This is a genomic window from uncultured Agrobacterium sp. (genome assembly GCA_913777615.1).
Classification (GTDB): domain Bacteria; phylum Pseudomonadota; class Alphaproteobacteria; order Rhizobiales; family Rhizobiaceae; genus Agrobacterium.
The window spans coordinates 39,421-54,993 of the sequence record CAJYTK010000015.1; the positions used below are offsets into that span (position 1 = coordinate 39,421).

20 protein-coding genes are annotated in these 15,573 nt (G+C 58.2%); 8 read left to right on the forward strand and 12 right to left on the reverse strand.

What is annotated here, in order from left to right; all coding sequences use genetic code 11:
- Positions 1 to 66: 66 nt before the first annotated feature.
- The gene (gene gatB / locus QZ862_RS14150; protein WP_296100634.1) at positions 67 to 1,569 is read right to left on the reverse strand and encodes an Asp-tRNA(Asn)/Glu-tRNA(Gln) amidotransferase subunit GatB; all 1,503 of its coding nucleotides are present in this window, start codon (positions 1,567 to 1,569) and stop codon (positions 67 to 69) included.
- A 109-nt stretch (positions 1,570 to 1,678) separates the two neighbouring features.
- Between gatB and QZ862_RS14155 the strand changes: the two genes are divergently transcribed.
- Positions 1,679 to 1,963 (forward strand): DUF1294 domain-containing protein, encoded by a 285-nt coding sequence (locus tag QZ862_RS14155; protein WP_296037954.1) that lies wholly within the window; start codon positions 1,679 to 1,681, stop codon positions 1,961 to 1,963.
- 13 nt (positions 1,964 to 1,976) lie between these two features.
- Here the strand turns inward: QZ862_RS14155 and QZ862_RS14160 are convergent, their stop codons facing one another.
- The gene (locus QZ862_RS14160) at positions 1,977 to 2,486 is read right to left on the reverse strand and encodes a GNAT family N-acetyltransferase (RefSeq protein WP_296020881.1); all 510 of its coding nucleotides are present in this window, start codon (positions 2,484 to 2,486) and stop codon (positions 1,977 to 1,979) included.
- A 277-nt stretch (positions 2,487 to 2,763) separates the two neighbouring features.
- On the opposite strand from QZ862_RS14160, the gene QZ862_RS14165 reads away from it, so the two are divergent.
- Entirely contained in the window at positions 2,764 to 3,021 is a 258-nt protein-coding gene (locus QZ862_RS14165; protein WP_296020883.1) for a YjhX family toxin, read from the forward strand.
- A gap of 37 nt (positions 3,022 to 3,058) precedes the next feature.
- Here QZ862_RS14165 and QZ862_RS14170 read toward each other — a convergent pair whose 3' ends face one another.
- The 5 genes from QZ862_RS14170 to QZ862_RS14190 form a co-directional block, all read right to left on the reverse strand.
- Positions 3,059 to 3,529, reverse strand: coding sequence for an SRPBCC family protein (locus QZ862_RS14170; RefSeq protein WP_296100635.1), 471 nt, complete (start codon positions 3,527 to 3,529; stop codon positions 3,059 to 3,061).
- Positions 3,530 to 3,635: 106 nt separating this feature from the next.
- Positions 3,636 to 4,055: a GNAT family N-acetyltransferase gene (locus QZ862_RS14175; RefSeq protein WP_363315936.1), complete on the reverse strand. Its 420-nt coding sequence runs from the start codon at positions 4,053 to 4,055 to the stop codon at positions 3,636 to 3,638.
- Positions 4,056 to 4,075: 20 nt separating this feature from the next.
- Positions 4,076 to 5,557, reverse strand: coding sequence for an Asp-tRNA(Asn)/Glu-tRNA(Gln) amidotransferase subunit GatA (gene gatA / locus QZ862_RS14180; protein ID WP_296100637.1), 1,482 nt, complete (start codon positions 5,555 to 5,557; stop codon positions 4,076 to 4,078).
- A gap of 57 nt (positions 5,558 to 5,614) precedes the next feature.
- Positions 5,615 to 5,902: an Asp-tRNA(Asn)/Glu-tRNA(Gln) amidotransferase subunit GatC gene (gatC, locus tag QZ862_RS14185; protein ID WP_296037942.1), complete on the reverse strand. Its 288-nt coding sequence runs from the start codon at positions 5,900 to 5,902 to the stop codon at positions 5,615 to 5,617.
- A 125-nt stretch (positions 5,903 to 6,027) separates the two neighbouring features.
- A complete protein-coding gene (locus QZ862_RS14190) occupies positions 6,028 to 6,732 on the reverse strand; it encodes a metal-dependent hydrolase (RefSeq protein ID WP_296100638.1) in 705 nt (234 codons plus the stop codon).
- An 80-nt stretch (positions 6,733 to 6,812) separates the two neighbouring features.
- On the opposite strand from QZ862_RS14190, the gene QZ862_RS14195 reads away from it, so the two are divergent.
- A complete protein-coding gene (locus QZ862_RS14195) occupies positions 6,813 to 7,115 on the forward strand; it encodes a zinc ribbon domain-containing protein YjdM (protein ID WP_296020895.1) in 303 nt (100 codons plus the stop codon).
- Positions 7,116 to 7,125: 10 nt separating this feature from the next.
- Positions 7,126 to 7,614 carry a Holliday junction resolvase RuvX gene (gene ruvX, locus QZ862_RS14200; RefSeq protein ID WP_296100639.1) on the forward strand — a complete coding sequence of 163 codons (489 nt, stop codon included), beginning with the start codon at positions 7,126 to 7,128 and terminating at the stop codon, positions 7,612 to 7,614.
- Here ruvX and QZ862_RS14205 read toward each other — a convergent pair.
- From QZ862_RS14205 to QZ862_RS14225, 5 genes are all read right to left on the reverse strand, one after another.
- Positions 7,557 to 7,883, reverse strand: coding sequence for a DUF6105 family protein (locus tag QZ862_RS14205; RefSeq protein WP_296020899.1), 327 nt, complete (start codon positions 7,881 to 7,883; stop codon positions 7,557 to 7,559). The genes ruvX and QZ862_RS14205 overlap by 58 nt on opposite strands.
- Positions 7,880 to 8,056: a hypothetical protein gene (locus QZ862_RS14210; RefSeq protein ID WP_296020901.1), complete on the reverse strand. Its 177-nt coding sequence runs from the start codon at positions 8,054 to 8,056 to the stop codon at positions 7,880 to 7,882. The genes QZ862_RS14205 and QZ862_RS14210 overlap by 4 nt, the downstream gene beginning before the upstream one ends.
- A gap of 202 nt (positions 8,057 to 8,258) precedes the next feature.
- A complete protein-coding gene (locus QZ862_RS14215; RefSeq protein WP_296037930.1) occupies positions 8,259 to 8,909 on the reverse strand; it encodes a TetR/AcrR family transcriptional regulator in 651 nt (216 codons plus the stop codon).
- Between the two features lie 130 nt (positions 8,910 to 9,039).
- Positions 9,040 to 9,654, reverse strand: coding sequence for a GNAT family N-acetyltransferase (locus QZ862_RS14220; protein WP_296100641.1), 615 nt, complete (start codon positions 9,652 to 9,654; stop codon positions 9,040 to 9,042).
- Positions 9,654 to 11,306 carry an acyl-CoA dehydrogenase family protein gene (locus tag QZ862_RS14225; protein ID WP_296084347.1) on the reverse strand — a complete coding sequence of 551 codons (1,653 nt, stop codon included), beginning with the start codon at positions 11,304 to 11,306 and terminating at the stop codon, positions 9,654 to 9,656. Before QZ862_RS14225 ends, QZ862_RS14220 begins: the two co-directional genes overlap by 1 nt.
- Positions 11,307 to 11,435: 129 nt before the next feature.
- On the opposite strand from QZ862_RS14225, the gene QZ862_RS14230 reads away from it, so the two are divergent.
- From QZ862_RS14230 to dprA, 4 genes are read left to right on the forward strand one after another with little or no spacing between them, the layout of a single operon-like run.
- Positions 11,436 to 12,377, forward strand: a complete 942-nt coding sequence (locus tag QZ862_RS14230) for an aspartate carbamoyltransferase catalytic subunit (RefSeq protein ID WP_296100643.1) — start codon at positions 11,436 to 11,438, stop codon at positions 12,375 to 12,377.
- Positions 12,374 to 13,666, forward strand: coding sequence for a dihydroorotase (locus QZ862_RS14235; RefSeq protein ID WP_296100645.1), 1,293 nt, complete (start codon positions 12,374 to 12,376; stop codon positions 13,664 to 13,666). Before QZ862_RS14230 ends, QZ862_RS14235 begins: the two co-directional genes overlap by 4 nt.
- A 44-nt stretch (positions 13,667 to 13,710) precedes the next feature.
- The gene (plsY, locus tag QZ862_RS14240) at positions 13,711 to 14,328 is read left to right on the forward strand and encodes a glycerol-3-phosphate 1-O-acyltransferase PlsY (RefSeq protein ID WP_296100647.1); all 618 of its coding nucleotides are present in this window, start codon (positions 13,711 to 13,713) and stop codon (positions 14,326 to 14,328) included.
- Between the two features lie 32 nt (positions 14,329 to 14,360).
- Entirely contained in the window at positions 14,361 to 15,512 is a 1,152-nt protein-coding gene (gene dprA / locus QZ862_RS14245; protein ID WP_296100648.1) for a DNA-processing protein DprA, read from the forward strand.
- Positions 15,513 to 15,573: the final 61 nt, after the last annotated feature.

The window sequence follows — 15,573 nt, forward strand, 5'->3', positions numbered from 1 at the left end:
CTCGATTGAGATCGGAGCGACGGAGGAGACTGTCTTCCGCCTCTTTCATTGAAAAGCGATGACACTTTATTCCTCGATGCCGAGCTTGGCCTTGACCAATTCCTGTACGGCCTGCGGGTTGGCCTTGCCGCCGGTTGCCTTCATCACCTGGCCAACGAACCAGCCAGCAAGCGTTGGCTTTGCCTTGACCTTTTCCACCTGATCCGGGTTTGCAGCGATGATCTCGTCCACCGCCTTTTCGATGGCGCCCGTATCGGTCACCTGCTTCATACCGCGGCTTTCGACGATGTCTGCCGGGTTGCCGCCTTCGTTCCAGACGATTTCGAACAGATCCTTGGCAATCTTGCCAGAGATGGTGTTCGCTTTGATGAGGTCGATGATCCCGCCGAGTTGGTCCGGCGTAACGGGCGTTTCCTCGATGGACTTGCTGGACTTGTTTAGCGCACCAAGGAGATCGTTGATGACCCAGTTGGCGGCAGCCTTCGGGTCGCGGCCCGCCGCGACGGCCTCATAGTAATCCGCAATGGCCTTCTCCGAAACGAGGATGGAGGCGTCATAGACGGAAAGGCCGAGTTCAGCCACGAAACGTGCCTTCTTGTCGTCGGGCAGTTCCGGCAGACCGACCTTCAGGCTTTCCACGAAGGCATCGTCGAATTCTAGCGGCAGCAGATCGGGATCGGGGAAGTAGCGATAGTCATGGGCGTCTTCCTTGGAGCGCATGGAGCGCGTTTCGCCCTTGCCCGGATCGAAGAGACGGGTTTCCTGGTCAATTGCGCCACCATCTTCCAGAATGGCGATCTGGCGGCGGGCTTCATATTCGATGGCCTGGCCGACGAAGCGGATGGAGTTGACGTTCTTGATTTCGCAACGCGTGCCGAAACCTTCGCCGGGGCGGCGCACCGATACGTTAACGTCAGCGCGCATGGAGCCTTCATCCATGTTGCCATCACAGGTACCGAGATAGCGAACGATGGAGCGCAGCTTGGTCAGATAGGCTTTCGCCTCATCGGAAGAGCGCATGTCCGGCTTCGAGACGATTTCCATCAGGGCAACGCCTGAACGGTTCAGATCGACTAAGGACATCGTCGGATGCTGGTCGTGCATCGACTTGCCGGCGTCCTGTTCCAGATGCAGACGCTCAATGCCGATTTCGATATCCTCAAAATTGCCCTGACGGTCAGGCCCGAGCGAAATTGTAATTGTACCCTCACCGACGATCGGATCCTTGAACTGCGAGATCTGATAACCCTGAGGCAGGTCGGGATAGAAGTAGTTCTTGCGATCGAAGATGGAGCGGTTGTTGATCTTGGCTTTCAGCCCGAGACCGGTACGTACCGCCTGCGCCACGCACTCTTCATTGATGACGGGCAACATGCCCGGCATGGCCGCGTCGACCAGAGACACGTTGGAATTGGGCGCATTGCCGAAGGTCGTGGAAGCTCCCGAGAACAACTTCGAATTGGACAGGACCTGTGCGTGAACCTCCATGCCGATGACGATTTCCCAGTCGCCAGTGGCGCCGGGGATAAAACGCTTCGGGTCGGGTGTGCGAACGTCTACAAGGGTCATATCAAGCTCATACGATACGGAATTTCTATTCGTGGTGAGGTAGAGCAAATGGCCCGGAGGTGCAAGACTTCTGAGGCGCATCGTGTCTGTTTGGATCAGAGAGGCGGTCATGACATTCATCGTTATCGCGCTAATCGCCTATCTCGCACTCAACCTCATTGTCTTCATCGGCTTCTGGCAGGACAAGCGAGCTGCCAGAAAAGGCGATCGGCGCATTCGTGAACGCACGTTGCTCCTCCTGGCCTTGCTCGGTGGAAGTCTCGGAGCGGTGACAGCGCAACATCTCCTGCGGCACAAGACACGCAAAGAGCCGTTTCGCAGCCTGCTTATAGGCATTGTCATCGCTCAAGTCGGACTCGTCGCGTCGCTTATGTTTCTGACGCAACTGTTCTGATAGCGGCGCGCCATCAGAATGAGGGGCCATATGTCATCAGCTCAACATCCTTCAGTTGCTTGCGAAGGCCGATGGTCTGCACTTCGCGATCGAGCTTGCGCGCATATTTCATCGACAGCCAGCTGACGCCGTAGGCATGCTTGCGAAAGAAGGAAATTGCTCTCTCATTATCAGCATGGCTTTCGAGCTTTATGGAGGGAAAGCCAGCCGCTAACACCTGCTCCTCAACCGCTTTGAGTAGAGCGCCGCCAATCCCTTGTCCATGAAGGCGCGGATCAACCCAAAAATCCGAGATCATGTCACCAGAATTTTCCCTTGCCGACCAGCCGACAGCAATACCGTGTTTCTCCGCCACCAGGATACGGTGCCAAGACGACTCGGTGAAACCCGCAAAGGCTTCCTGGGCATTGGATTCCAGAACTGCTGTCAGACCCAGCGCAGAGCTTGCCACCCGCCATGCCTCCAGACCGATGGCTGCGAGATGGGAGGCCTCCTGTTCCTGCGCATTGCGAATGACGACCAAGTTCAATCTCCATAATGGCGAACGTGAAAAGCTTTGGCCGGTCCTTCCGGCCAGTTCGTCCACGGTAACAGGCTCCGCCTCTTCTTGACCGTAACGCGTTGAGCTTTTAAGCAAAAGATGTGATCTTTGGAGTTTTTATGTTCTCTCAATCGGAGTCCCGGTAAAGGCCCTGCCCGCAAGTGTCTTGCGCGCTGGGCCATACTGAAACCGAACCGGATGCCACTGGCAACCGGATTGTTTTCACGCGTCCATCTGGATGCAAGCCGGATTCCAAATCATGGACATTTCCCGCGCAGAACAGCGCATTCTCCATCTGCTCGCCCAGGGCGGCAGAATCGAACTTATCCGAGACCAAAACCGCAGAATCGAAACCCTCGTGCTTTATACGCGCGACGGCTGGGTGTTCAGCGGCCTTGACCTCATCACGTTTCGCAAGTTGAAACGCAAAAAGGCGATCTCCTCGTCCAGAAGCCAGCCCTACCGCATCACCACACGCGGGCTGGAGCTGGTGAGAGGCGAACTCGACAATCGCTGACAATTAGATGCGGCGGTCAGACTTTGGCCGCCGCACCTTATATCTTGGCTAGCAATTCAACCAACTGATCCGTCGCGGCGCCCCAGCCCTCGTGGAAGCCCATCGCTTCATGGGTCTTTTTGTCTTCCTCGGTCCAGTGTCGTGCGATCGCTGTATATTTGGTGCGTCCTTCGCCCAATGGCTCCAGTGCGACGATGCCCGTCATAAAGGGTTTCTCCGACGGTACCCAGGCCGTTGTGAAAGCGTCAGTAAAGACGAGCTTCTCATTTGGCACGACTTCGAGATAAACGCCGCGGTTTTCAACCTCTTCGCCATTTGGTCCTTTCATGACGATAAAGCTTGAACCGCCTGCACGAACGTCAAGTTCAGCGTGAGACACGCCCCAGGGCTTTGGACAGAACCATTGTTTCAACAATTTAGGATCAGTCCAGGCGCGGTAGATTTTCGTTGTTGGCGCATCGATTTCGCGCATCAGGAACAGTTCATGTCGTGCATTATCCGCTGCCATGTTTGCCTCCCCTTATCGAGCCGGGCTGCAGCATAGCAGAGCGTCACCGCTTTGCGAGAGATGCTTCAGATGGCTTTTTCCAGGCGGACCTTTTGAAGCTCAACCTTCATAGTTTCGGACCACTGCTTGCCTGCCAAATCAGGCGAAAACCGCGACGTTCATAGGCGCGAATAGCGTAGACGTTTCTAGCATGGGTCGAGATTTTGACTGTCGAGATATGCGAGCGGCGCATCTCCCCAAGGAAATGCTCGACTAGCATCCGACCAATGCCTCTGCCCTGATAATCAGGATCAATCCAGATGTCGGAAATATAGTCAGGCTCTCCAGCGCGGGCACCCCAGCCAACCGTCACGCCATCGACCTCAGCCACGACGACATCACAGGTGGTCTCTTTTGCGAAAACCTCAAATTCACCGCGCACCCGTTCGATCACGACCGGGTCGAGATAGGTATCTTCGAACGCGCTGCTCGATTGCCAGGCGCAAAAACCGATGAGGCCGACCGCATCGCGATCGGCCTCGGCCATGGCTCGAATGATAAGACCCGTTACCACCACTTGGCGGGCGTGAACTTGCCCGCTGCCTGCTCGATGGCGTGCGCCGTCTTGAACAGCGTTTCTTCCTCGAACGGCTTGCCGATCAGCTGAAGGCCGAGCGGCAGGCCCTTGCCGTCCAGACCGGCAGGAACGGAAAGACCCGGCAGACCCGCCATGTTGACCGTGATGGTGAACACGTCCTGCAGATACATCTTGACCGGATCTGAGGCCAGTTCTTTGTCACCAATTTCGAAGGCCGAAGATGGCGTGATAGGAGCAAGAACGGCATCGACACCGTCATGGAAGACGTTTTCGAAGTCGCGCTTGATCAGCGTGCGGACCTTCTGCGCCTTGAGGTAATAAGCGTCGTAATAGCCGGCAGAAAGAACATAGGTGCCGACCATGATGCGGCGCTTCACTTCCGAGCCGAAACCGGCAGCGCGGCTCTTCTCGTACATATCGGCAATGTCCTTGCCATCGACGCGGAGACCATAGCGAACGCCGTCATAGCGGGCGAGGTTTGACGAAGCCTCGGCAGGCGCCACAATGTAATAGGCTGGCAGCGCGTATTTTGTGTGCGGCAGAGTGATATCGACGACCTCCGCGCCGGCATCCTTCAGCCAGGCAATTCCCTGTGCCCAAAGCTTTTCGATTTCTTCCGGCATGCCCTCGACGCGATACTCTTTCGGAATACCAATCTTCAGGCCCTTCAACGACTGGCCGATGGCCTTTTCATAATCCGGCACAGGCAAATCGACGGAGGTGGTGTCCTTTGCGTCGACGCTTGCCATGGACTTCAACAAGATCGCGGCATCGCGAACGTCGCGGGCAATCGGACCAGCCTGGTCGAGCGAGGAGGCGTAGGCAACGATGCCCCAGCGCGAGCAGCGTCCATAGGTAGGCTTAATACCGACCGTGCCGGTGAAGGCTGCTGGCTGGCGGATGGAGCCGCCGGTATCGGTTGCGGTAGCGCCGGCGCAGAGATGCGCCGCAACCGCGGCAGCAGAACCGCCGGAGGAACCGCCGGGAACGAGGCTCTTTTCGGAGCCTTCAGCGCGCCAGGGGTTCACGACGGGACCGTAATAGGAGCTCTCATTAGACGAGCCCATGGCGAATTCGTCCATGTTAAGCTTGCCAAGAAGCACCGCACCGTCATCCCACAGGTTCTGGGTCACGGTAGACTCGTATTTCGGCTTGAAGCCATCGAGCACATGCGAGCAGGCCTGGGTATGGATGTCGCGGGTCGCGAACAAGTCTTTCACGCCAAGCGGAATGCCTTCGAGCGCACCGCCATTACCGGCTGCCAGTTTCTGATCGGAGGCCTTCGCCATGTCACGCGCCTTGTCATGCGTCGTCACGACATAGGCGTTGAGCTTCTCGTTGGCGGCATCGATGGCAGTCAGATAGGCATCCGTCAATTCGACGGCGGAGAATTCCTTTGATTTCAGTCTGTCACGCGCTTCGGCAATGGTGAGGCTTGTCAGTTCGGTCATATCGGCAACGGCTTTCGAAACTTTTGAATTTTCAATGTGGGAGCAAACGGCGAGCGCTTACTCGACCACCTTCGGAACCATGAAGAAGTTGCGCTCGGTAGCTGGCGCATTAGCAACGATGTCATCGGCCTTGTTGCCGTCGTTCACCGCATCGGCGCGCTTTTTCATGGCAACCGGCGTTACCGATGTCATCGGCTCTACGCCATCCACATTCACTTCCGACAGTTGCTCCACGAAACCGAGAATGCCATTCAGTTGGCCAAGCATGGTGTTGGCCTCTTCTTCGCTGACGGCAATGCGGGAAAGGCGTGCGACGCGCTTCACGGTGGCGAGATCGACGGACATGGTTCTACTCCAGTCAAGAATTTTCTACCCGCTATAATGACCATATCCGCCCTTCGCAACGGTAGAAAGCGTGTCGCGGCCCTCTGCGGCGCAGTTTTGGGCCGTGACACGCTGATGCCGGGTCATCAGAACGACAGGACTTGTCCAACCTTGGGGACATCCACCCGCGTCTGCGAACCGTCCATGCCGGACACGAACTTGTCCGCAGTCTGGTCGACGATCGGGAACGAACCGTAGTGGCAGGGAATTGCATGGCGGAACTTGAAGAAGCGCTGGCAGGCAAGAGCTGCCACCGCACCGCCCATCGTGAAGCGATCGCCGACGGGAACGAGGCCGACTTCCGGCTCGTGCAATTCGTTTATCAGGGCCATGTCGGAGAAGATATCCGTGTCGCCCATATGATAAACCGATGGGCCGTCTTCGAAATGCAGCATCAGGCCATTGGCGTTACCAAGCGAATGGGACACGCCATCTTCGGTAATTTGCGCGGAGGAGTGCAGCGCATTGGTGAAGGTGGCGGAAAATCCTTCAAAACCCACCGTGCCGCCGGTGTTGCCCATCTCAAGCTTCTGGACACCCTTGGAGCCGAGCCAGGCGGCAAGATCGGCATTGGCCAGCACCGTTGCTCCCGTTTCTGCCGCCAGCTTCACCGTATCACCCACATGGTCACCATGACCGTGGGTCAGGAGAATATGGGTGATGCCGCTTGCCGCATCCTTGGCGTCCTGTCCGGCAAAGCCCGGATTTCCGGTGAAGAAAGGATCGATCAGGATCTTTGCGTGGCCTGTTTCAAGACGGAAAGCGGAATGGCCTAGCCAGGTGATTTTCATCGAAGTTCTCCTTTGTGTTCCTGCGATCTTATGAGATAGGACCACCCATAAAACCCAAAACCTTACTTTGGAGTGATAGGATGGCCGCAGATAATGACGACTATGTGTATGACGAGGCAACCGGCGAATGGCGCCCTGCCTCGGAAGTCGCAGCTGCAGCAACCAAGGCCAATGAGGTTCGCGATGCCGCAGGCAACCTGCTTGCAGATGGCGATTCTGTCACGCTGATCAAGGACCTGAAGGTTAAGGGTACCAGTACTACGTTGAAGCAGGGCACCGTGATCAAGTCGATCCGGCTGACCGAAAACCCTGAAGAAATCGACTGCAAGAGCGATGCGGTCAAGGGCTTGGTGCTGCGCACGGAATTCGTCCGCAAAAGATAAAGGTCACCGAATGGCGACGTTGACGATAGAAGAACTCGCTGAGACCTTGAGGCCCGGACAGGCGATCGCCGGTCTCGATCTCGGGACCAAGACGATCGGTCTTGCCATGTCGGATCTGTCCCGGCGGTTTGCCACCCCTCGCCCGGTTCTCAAGCGCATCAAGTTTACCCAGGATGCTGCACTTCTCCTGGATTTCGCCGCGAAAGAAAAGATTGCGGCGTTCGTGATTGGCCTGCCGATGAACATGGACGGCTCCGCCGGTCCACGTGTTCAGGCCACCCGCGCCTTCGTGCGCTCCATGAGCGAGAAGACAGATATTCCTTTTATCTTCTGGGACGAAAGGCTGTCCACGGTCGCTGCCGAGCGAGCTTTGTTGGAAATGGACGTCTCTCGAGCCAAGCGCGCCGAGCGGATCGATTCCGCCGCCGCGAGCTTCATCCTTCAGGGCGCCTTGGACCGGCTCTCCATGCTCGCAAGAGAGGCGTCTACGGACGGCTGACGCAACCGCCACCACGCTGCAATCACTTTTCTTTTACGAAACCCGATAAGCGCAAAGACGAGCAGGCTATCGACCATGATGGCGCGCGCGACAAGCGGCGGTATCGTTTCGGGCGGGATGCCGAGCACGTTGCCGTAAATCTGGAAAACCAGATCATGGCTCTGCCGCGTCAGCATGAAGAAGCCAAAGCTCATGTCGTAATAGGACAGACCATACCAGGTTCCGAGAAAAAGCACGGGACCCGCCCACAAGATCAGAAACCACTTCATGCCATCCGCTCCCCTGCCAGGTTGGCTCCGGCGAACTCGCCATCAGGAAGAACCGAAATGACACTCCACCGGACCAACGCCATGATGCAAAGGTTTAGCGTCGGGGCGTTCAGATCGAGTGGTAGCAGGGCGAAAAACGTCATCATGACGCTCAAAGGTATCCAGCGGCTCACAGCGCTTCCTTCTCATCCAGCTCGGATTTCGTGGTTAACAAATCATTAACAGAATGATCCTGTCGTTAACGCCTTGCAAACGAAACCTGCATCTATGGTTAACGAGAGAGAAACGTTGTGGATAATGAAATGCCCACCACGCGAAGCGCGCGGGTAAAGCCGGAACCGGTTTGATGCAGAAACTGGTTTCAGGAGACCTGGATCAGCCGTAAAGCGCTCGAACCACGCGCTTTACCGCAGTTGCGATCTTGTCCCAGTCCTTGTCACTCTTCAGCGACACACCGGAAAACTGGCCATTCGTGCCACCTGCTATTACGAGATGCTGGATCGCGGCGAAGAGCATGGCATTCATTACCGAAGCGTCGACGCCCTTCGGCGGCTGGAGCGAACCGCGCATGCGGTCTATCCATTTTGCAAGAGCCTTGGAACGCGCTTCTGCCAGTTGTTTGACCTGCGGCGTCTGCTCGGAGACTTCCCAGGCGATTATCTTGCAAACCAGCGGATCGGCGCGCAGCGCATCGAGATAGGAGAGCATCAGTCTCTCCATCAGATCGCCATAGGTCAGCAGGAACATGCCGCCCGTATCTTGCGGAATGCGCTCCTGCACCCAGGATGCCAAATCTTCGCCAATGGCCGAGACCAGCCCTTCGAGACCGCCGAAATACCGATAGATCAGTTGCTTGTCGCAACCTGCGCGACGCGCTACGGCATTGATACCGAAACCCTGAAAGCCTTCATCCGCCAGCAGGGACTTCGCCGCAGCAAAGATCGCCTTTTCCGTCGCTGCGCGATCCTTGATACGCTTTTCCGGCGCGGGCGACATAAGGGCGGCAGTGCCATCGATGGCGAGCATGGCTTTTCCGAATCTCCGATTGATGACTATCTTGCGCGGTTAGCAAAGAGTTAACAACGCGACAATCGAGATGAAACCTAGCAGCCGTGGCTTTCCTGTGGATGGCGGAAAAGACGGCTGTCTCTTGGGCTCATCCCCCCAGGGACATGCCAAACCATGAGGTGCCGGCTGGCATCCCGACAAGCGGTGCGAAGCCACGCGATTGCCAGAAAGCGATGCCAGTGTGATTTTCAGGATTGGCGCCGAGGTGAATGCCGGGAGTACCCCTGCCCCGCGCCATCTCTACCCACATCGACAAAAGACGAGAACCGCCACCGGTACCGCGAGCCCTCTCCAACAGGTTCATGTGGATATGAGCGGGATAATTCTGAAGCACCGCAGCGGGCATTTGCGACGGCTGGTGAATGAAGGCAACGCGCTTGCGGTGTTCTTCGGGCAGAAGATTACCCTCTTCTTCCGCGATTGGATAACGTTCGCGCAGCTTCGGCCACCAAGCCTGCTCCAGCAGTTTTTCGTAGGCTGCGGTGTCAGTAGCGCCGACGATGTAGCCGCAGATGCCCTCTCCGTCTTCGGCAACGAAAGCGCTGTCTGGACAAAGATGGAGATAGGGAACGGCATAGATGTTACCGACGATCTTGTCGTCGGCGTAGAGATGCGTTGCATCCTTCCCCGAATCGCCCGTTGCAAGGCAGATGGCGTAAAGCGCATCTTCGTCTTGTGGAACGGCTTTGCGGAAGGTCAGCATCACGACACCGGCGGATAAAGCAGATCGATGATGTAAGTCGGGTCGAAGCGGCTGTCGAGCATGCCGTAGGTGTGTCGCCATCCGCCAGCCAGGCGCGTCTCGAGGAAAGCATCTGCAATGCGCCCTGCCCCGATGCGGCAGAGTTCGGCGGCGGCAGCAGCAAGTGCAAACTGCTCCACCAGAAGGCGGGCGGCACCTTCGTCGCGCTCGCAAAGCGCAATCGCTGCACGCAGAACGTCGGTGGTCTTTTTGCCGGACGGTCCGAGGTCGCGCTCCAGCGTTTCGAAAACGAGATCGAAGAGATCCTTGCCGCGTTGAAGCACGCGCAGCACGTCGAGCGCCATCACATTGCCGGAGCCTTCCCAGATGGCGTTGACCGGAGCTTCGCGGTAGTGGCGCGCAATCGGACGCTCCTCGACGTACCCATTGCCGCCCAGGCTTTCCATAGCCTCATAGATCAAGGCCGGCGCGATCTTGCAGCACCAGTACTTGACGATGGGTGTCATGACGCGGGCATAGGCCGCTTCCGCCGGATTGCTGCGGGCGCTGTCGAAGGCGCTGGCGAGGCGGAAGGACAATGCGGTTGCAGCAGCAACATCCAGCGCCATGTCCGCCAACACGCGGGTCATCACCGGCTGGTTAACGAGCGGCTTGCCGAAGACCGAGCGCCCTCGGGCAAAGTGAACCGCTTCGGCGAGCGAAGCGCGCATCATGCCCGAAGATGCCAGGGCGCAATCGAGCCGCGTCAATGTCACCATGTCGAGAATGGTGCGGACACCGGCACCGGGATCACCCAGCAAATAGCCGAAGGCGTCGGTGAATTCGACCTCGGCAGACGCATTGGAGCGGTTGCCGAGCTTGTCCTTCAGTCGCTGGAAATGCAAACCGTTGGCCGAGCCGTCTTCGAGGAAGCGCGGCACGAGGAAGCAGCCCATGCCGTCGCCCATCTGCGCAAGCATGACGAAGCCGTCGCTCATGGGGGCAGACAAGAACCACTTGTGGCCGGAGAGGCGATAGATACCCTCGCCCACCCGCTCTGCCGTCGTGCGGTTGGCGCGCACATCCGTGCCGCCCTGCTTCTCCGTCATGCCCATGCCGACCGTGACGGCCGTCTTCTGCATAGCGGGTTTCTGCGACGAATCATATTTGCGCGAGAGGATCTTCGGCGCCCATTCGTTCTGCACGCGGGGTGATGCCATCAGCGCTGCGACCGACGCGTGGGTCATGGTCAGCGGGCAGAGATGGCCGGCTTCCAGCTGCGCCGTAAGATAAAACTTCGTGGCGCGCGCCTTGTGTTCGTTGCCGCGTGTATCGGCGGAGTTTTCCCAGGCAGCACTGTGCAGGCCGGACGACATGGAACGGCGCATCAGCGCATGCCAGGCGGGATGAAACTCCACCTGATCGAGACGTTCGCCGCGAGGACCGTGGGTGTGAAGCTGCGGCGTGCTGCGATTTGCCATGCGAGCCAGTTCCTGGGCTTCCGCCGAGGTAACATAGCGACCGATCTGATCCAGTTCGTCGCGAAGCGGGCGCGAGAGATTTGAGGTCAGATCGACGATGAGCGGGTCGGACCGATAGGCATTGATCCCGGACCAGAGGCTAGGCTGGTTTAATTCGGCAAGCTGTTCTTCAGTCCGGTTCATATCTGTCATCGTGTACTTTTGTCGGGATTTGCAATTAATTGCCTATATAGGCTCGTTCCCGGCTTATCCCATGCTTGCCGACAAAGCCACCTGTCTTTATAGACCGCGACTGACTATTCCGGCCCGGAGGACAGTTCCATGGTCTATTTTCCCCATCGCCATCTGCTTGGCATCAAGGGGCTTTCCCATCAGGATATCACGCTTCTTCTCGACAAGGCCGATGAGGCCGTAAAGATCAGCCGCCAGCGTGAAAAGAAGACGTCCACGCTTCGTGGGCTGACACAGATCAATCTGTTCTTCGAAGCCTCAACCCGCACGCAATCCTCCTTCGAACTGGCCGGAAAACGCCTGGGCGCGGACGTGATGAACATGTCCGTCGGTAACTCTTCGGTGAAGAAGGGCGAGACGCTGATCGACACGGCAATGACGCTGAATGCGATGCGCCCAGATGTTCTTATCGTGCGTCACTCGTCCGCCGGTGCGGCAGCGCTTCTGGCACAAAAGGTCGCCTGCTCGGTGGTCAATGCCGGCGACGGACAGCATGAGCACCCGACGCAGGCGCTGCTTGACGCGCTGACGATCCGCCGCGCCAAGGGCACCATTTCCGGAATGACCGTTGCTATTTGCGGCGATGTGCTGCATTCGCGCGTTGCTCGCTCCAACATTATTCTTCTGAACCAGATGGGGGCACGTGTGCGTGTCGTCGCGCCACCAACGCTTCTACCCTCCGGCATCGCCGATATGAGCGTGGAAGTCTACCACGACATGAAGGAAGGCCTGAAAGCTGCCGATGTGGTGATGATGCTGCGCCTCCAGCGCGAGCGCATGGCAGGTTCTTTCGTGCCTTCGGTGCGCGAATATTTCCACTATTACGGTCTTGATGCGGAAAAGTTGAAGGCTGCCAAGGAGGACGCGCTTGTCATGCATCCCGGCCCGATGAATCGCGGCGTGGAAATCGCCTCAGAAGTGGCAGATGGTCCACAGAGCGTCATCGAAGCCCAAGTGGAAATGGGCGTTGCCGTGCGCATGGCGGTGATGGAAACCCTTCTTCTTTCGCAGAATATGGGAGAGCGCGTATGAGTGCCGCGACCGTCCTCAACAATGTCCGCATCATCGACCCGTCGCGCAATCTTGACGAGACCGGAACGATCATCATCGGTGCCGATGGCACCATTCTGGCTGCGGGCAAGAATGCGCAGAACCAGGGGACGCCGGATGGCGCAACGGTCCGTGACGCCAAAGGCCTCGTAGCCGTTCCCGGGCTGGTGGATGCCCGCGTCTTCGTCGGAGAACCCGGCGCCGAACACCGCGAAACGATCGAGTCGGCCTCGCGTGCCGCTGCCGCAGGTGGGGTTACCAGCTTCATCATGATGCCGGATACCGACCCAGTTATCGATGACATCGCGCTGGTGGAGTATGTAAAGAAGACTGCGCGCGATAAGGCCGTCGTCAACGTGCACCCGGCCGCGGCTCTGACGAAAGGTCTGCTCGGCGAAGAGATGACCGAGTTCGGCATGCTGAAGGAAGCGGGTGCGGTGGCCTTTACCAATGGCCGCAAGGCGCTGTCCGATACACTGGTGCTACGCCGCGCCATGACCTACGCCCGCGAACTTGGTGCGGTCATCTCGCTTGAAACCCGCGACAAATATATCGGCAATGGCGATATGAATGAAGGGCTGCTCGCAAGCTGGCTCGGCCTACCCGGCATCCCCAAGGAAGCCGAGGTCATTCCGCTGGAGCGAGACCTGCGCATCGCGGCGCTGACGCGCGCCAACTACCACGCCGCCAAGATTTCCGTGCCGGAATCGGCGGAAGCCATCAAGCTTGCCAAGGCCCGTGGCGCGAAGGCAACCTGCGGGATTTCGATCAATCATCTGACGCTCAACGAAAACGACATCGGCGAGTATCGCACTTTCTTCAAGCTTTCGCCGCCACTTCGCGCCGAAGACGATCGCGTCGCCATGGTCGAGGCGTTGAAAAACGGCACGATCGACATCATCGTCTCCTCGCATGATCCGCAGGACGTCGATACCAAGCGGCTGCCATTCTCGGATGCGGCGAGTGGCGCAATCGGACTGGAAACGATGCTGGCTGCAGCGCTTCGCCTGTATCACAGCGATCAGGTGCCGCTGATGCGGTTGATCGATGCGCTTTCGACGCGACCGGCGCAGATCTTCGGACTGGAGGCCGGAACGCTGAAGCCTGGCGCCAAAGCCGATATTACCCTGATCGATCTTGATGAGCCGTGGCTGGTTTCGGAAAAGGGTCTGGTCTCGCGTTCGAAGAACACGCCATTCGAGGATGCGCGTTTCAGCGGGCGAGCCGTTGCGACCTATGTTGCGGGCAAGCTCGTTCATTCACTGCAGTAGAAATGTTAGTGCGCAAAGACGCACATAGAGAGGGGACCTGAGACATGACTGCATTGACCGTTTGGGACACAGCGCCCGCATTTCTCGCTCTTGCGGCGATCATCGGCTACCTCCTCGGTTCCATTCCTTTCGGCCTGCTTCTGACGCGGGCCGCGGGGCTGGGCGACGTTCGCCAGATCGGCTCCGGCAATATCGGCGCAACCAACGTGCTTCGAACAGGCAACAAGAAGCTGGCCGCCGCCACGCTTCTCTGCGACGCGCTGAAAGGCACGGCTGCGGTGCTGATCGCCAATGCACTCTGGGGATATGAAGCATCGCTGGTGGCAGGTTTCTTCGCCTTCCTCGGTCATCTTTTCCCGGTCTGGCTCGGCTTCAAGGGCGGCAAGGGTGTCGCGACCTATATCGGCGTGCTGCTCGGTGCAGCGCCTCTCATGATGCTGGCCTTCGCCGCCATCTGGCTCATCACTGCCTTCGTCACCAAATATTCCTCTCTCTCGGCACTGGTTGCGATGCTTGTCATCCCTATCGTCCTGTGGATCTTGGGACCGGAGAAGACCGCCCTTCTGGTCACGGTACTGAGCATCATTTCGTGGTACATGCACCGCGAAAACATCAAGCGGTTGTTGGCCGGCACGGAAAGCAAGATCGGCAAGAAGGGCTGAGACAGGATCGTCCGGCAAGTTTGGAGGAAGCGATGTCGCGTGATGAAGAAACGAAACGCGGCATTGTCCTGTCGGAGAAGCAAAAGCTTTCCTGGCTGCGGCTGATCCGCAGCGACAATATCGGCCCCGTTACCTTCCGCGACCTGATCAATCACTTCGGTAGTGCTGAAGCGGCACTGGAGGCCCTCCCCGATCTCTCCCGCCGCGGTGGAGCGGCGCGCAGTCCACGCATCACCACGCTCGATCAAGCCGAACGCGAGATGGAGATTGCGGCACGGTTTGGCGCACGCTTTGTCGGCATTGGAGAACCGGACTATCCGCCCGCCTTGAGAGAGATCGATGGTGCTCCGCCGCTGATCGCTATGAAAGGCAACAGTGCCACGGTTATCCGTCCTTCGCTCGGAGTAGTCGGCTCTCGCAATGCCTCGATCAACGGGACGAAATTCGCCGCGATGCTTTCACGCCAGTGCGGACAGGCTGGCTATACAATTGCCTCGGGTCTTGCTCGCGGCATCGACGCAGCCGCTCACGCCGCCAGTCTTTCGACCGGCACCGTTGCCATGCTGGCAGGTGGTCTGGATAAGCCTTACCCATCTGAGAATTTCCGCCTTCTCGATGACATCTATGCCAATGGCGGCGCGACCATCAGCGAGATGCCTTTTGGCTGGGAGCCGCGTGCGCGCGATTTTCCGAGGCGAAACCGGCTGATTGCCGGCGTCTCGCTTGGCGTGCTGATCGTGGAGGCTGCCGAGCGCTCCGGCTCTCTCATCACTGCCAGACTTGCAGGCGAGTTCGGCCGCATCGTATTTTCAGTCCCAGGTTCACCGCTCGATTCTCGCTGCCATGGCACCAACCGCCTCATCAAGGACGGCGCGACACTGGTTACTGAAGCCGCCGATATTCTGGATTCACTGTCACCGATGATTGAGCCGAGGCTCAATCTTCAGCAGGTGGCGAGAGAAGACAGTAGCGGTCCCCCCACCCACTCGATGTCCGGAGCCGGAGACAATGAGCGCGCCATCCTCGCACAAGCGCTTGGCCCCTCACCGGTAGAAACCGACGACATCATTCGCCACACCGGCCTGCCGGCGGCAACCGTCTATCTTCTGCTACTCGAACTCGATATCGCTGGTAAATTGAACCGGCATTCAGGCGGGCGCATTTCCATGATCATGGCAGAGTGACGCATCGAAGCACCGCTAAAGCGGAGGACTTGCGGAGCTGTAAGCGACGGCATCACGCCTA

What these genes read in the sequence shown, in the direction of transcription:
- gatB (WP_296100634.1), bottom strand. Translation starts at nt 1,569, where the DNA reads ATGACCCTTGTAGACGTTCGCACACCCGACCCGAAGCGTTTTATCCCC.
- QZ862_RS14155 (WP_296037954.1), top strand. Translation starts at nt 1,679, where the DNA reads ATGACATTCATCGTTATCGCGCTAATCGCCTATCTCGCACTCAACCTC.
- QZ862_RS14165 (WP_296020883.1), top strand. Translation starts at nt 2,764, where the DNA reads ATGGACATTTCCCGCGCAGAACAGCGCATTCTCCATCTGCTCGCCCAG.
- QZ862_RS14170 (WP_296100635.1), bottom strand. Translation starts at nt 3,529, where the DNA reads ATGGCAGCGGATAATGCACGACATGAACTGTTCCTGATGCGCGAAATC.
- QZ862_RS14175 (WP_363315936.1), bottom strand. Translation starts at nt 4,055, where the DNA reads ATGGCCGAGGCCGATCGCGATGCGGTCGGCCTCATCGGTTTTTGCGCC.
- gatA (WP_296100637.1), bottom strand. Translation starts at nt 5,557, where the DNA reads ATGACCGAACTGACAAGCCTCACCATTGCCGAAGCGCGTGACAGACTG.
- gatC (WP_296037942.1), bottom strand. Translation starts at nt 5,902, where the DNA reads ATGTCCGTCGATCTCGCCACCGTGAAGCGCGTCGCACGCCTTTCCCGC.
- QZ862_RS14190 (WP_296100638.1), bottom strand. Translation starts at nt 6,732, where the DNA reads ATGAAAATCACCTGGCTAGGCCATTCCGCTTTCCGTCTTGAAACAGGC.
- QZ862_RS14195 (WP_296020895.1), top strand. Translation starts at nt 6,813, where the DNA reads ATGGCCGCAGATAATGACGACTATGTGTATGACGAGGCAACCGGCGAA.
- ruvX (WP_296100639.1), top strand. Translation starts at nt 7,126, where the DNA reads ATGGCGACGTTGACGATAGAAGAACTCGCTGAGACCTTGAGGCCCGGA.
- QZ862_RS14205 (WP_296020899.1), bottom strand. Translation starts at nt 7,883, where the DNA reads ATGAAGTGGTTTCTGATCTTGTGGGCGGGTCCCGTGCTTTTTCTCGGA.
- QZ862_RS14215 (WP_296037930.1), bottom strand. Translation starts at nt 8,909, where the DNA reads ATGCTCGCCATCGATGGCACTGCCGCCCTTATGTCGCCCGCGCCGGAA.
- QZ862_RS14220 (WP_296100641.1), bottom strand. Translation starts at nt 9,654, where the DNA reads ATGCTGACCTTCCGCAAAGCCGTTCCACAAGACGAAGATGCGCTTTAC.
- QZ862_RS14225 (WP_296084347.1), bottom strand. Translation starts at nt 11,306, where the DNA reads ATGACAGATATGAACCGGACTGAAGAACAGCTTGCCGAATTAAACCAG.
- QZ862_RS14230 (WP_296100643.1), top strand. Translation starts at nt 11,436, where the DNA reads ATGGTCTATTTTCCCCATCGCCATCTGCTTGGCATCAAGGGGCTTTCC.
- QZ862_RS14235 (WP_296100645.1), top strand. Translation starts at nt 12,374, where the DNA reads ATGAGTGCCGCGACCGTCCTCAACAATGTCCGCATCATCGACCCGTCG.
- plsY (WP_296100647.1), top strand. Translation starts at nt 13,711, where the DNA reads ATGACTGCATTGACCGTTTGGGACACAGCGCCCGCATTTCTCGCTCTT.
- dprA (WP_296100648.1), top strand. Translation starts at nt 14,361, where the DNA reads ATGTCGCGTGATGAAGAAACGAAACGCGGCATTGTCCTGTCGGAGAAG.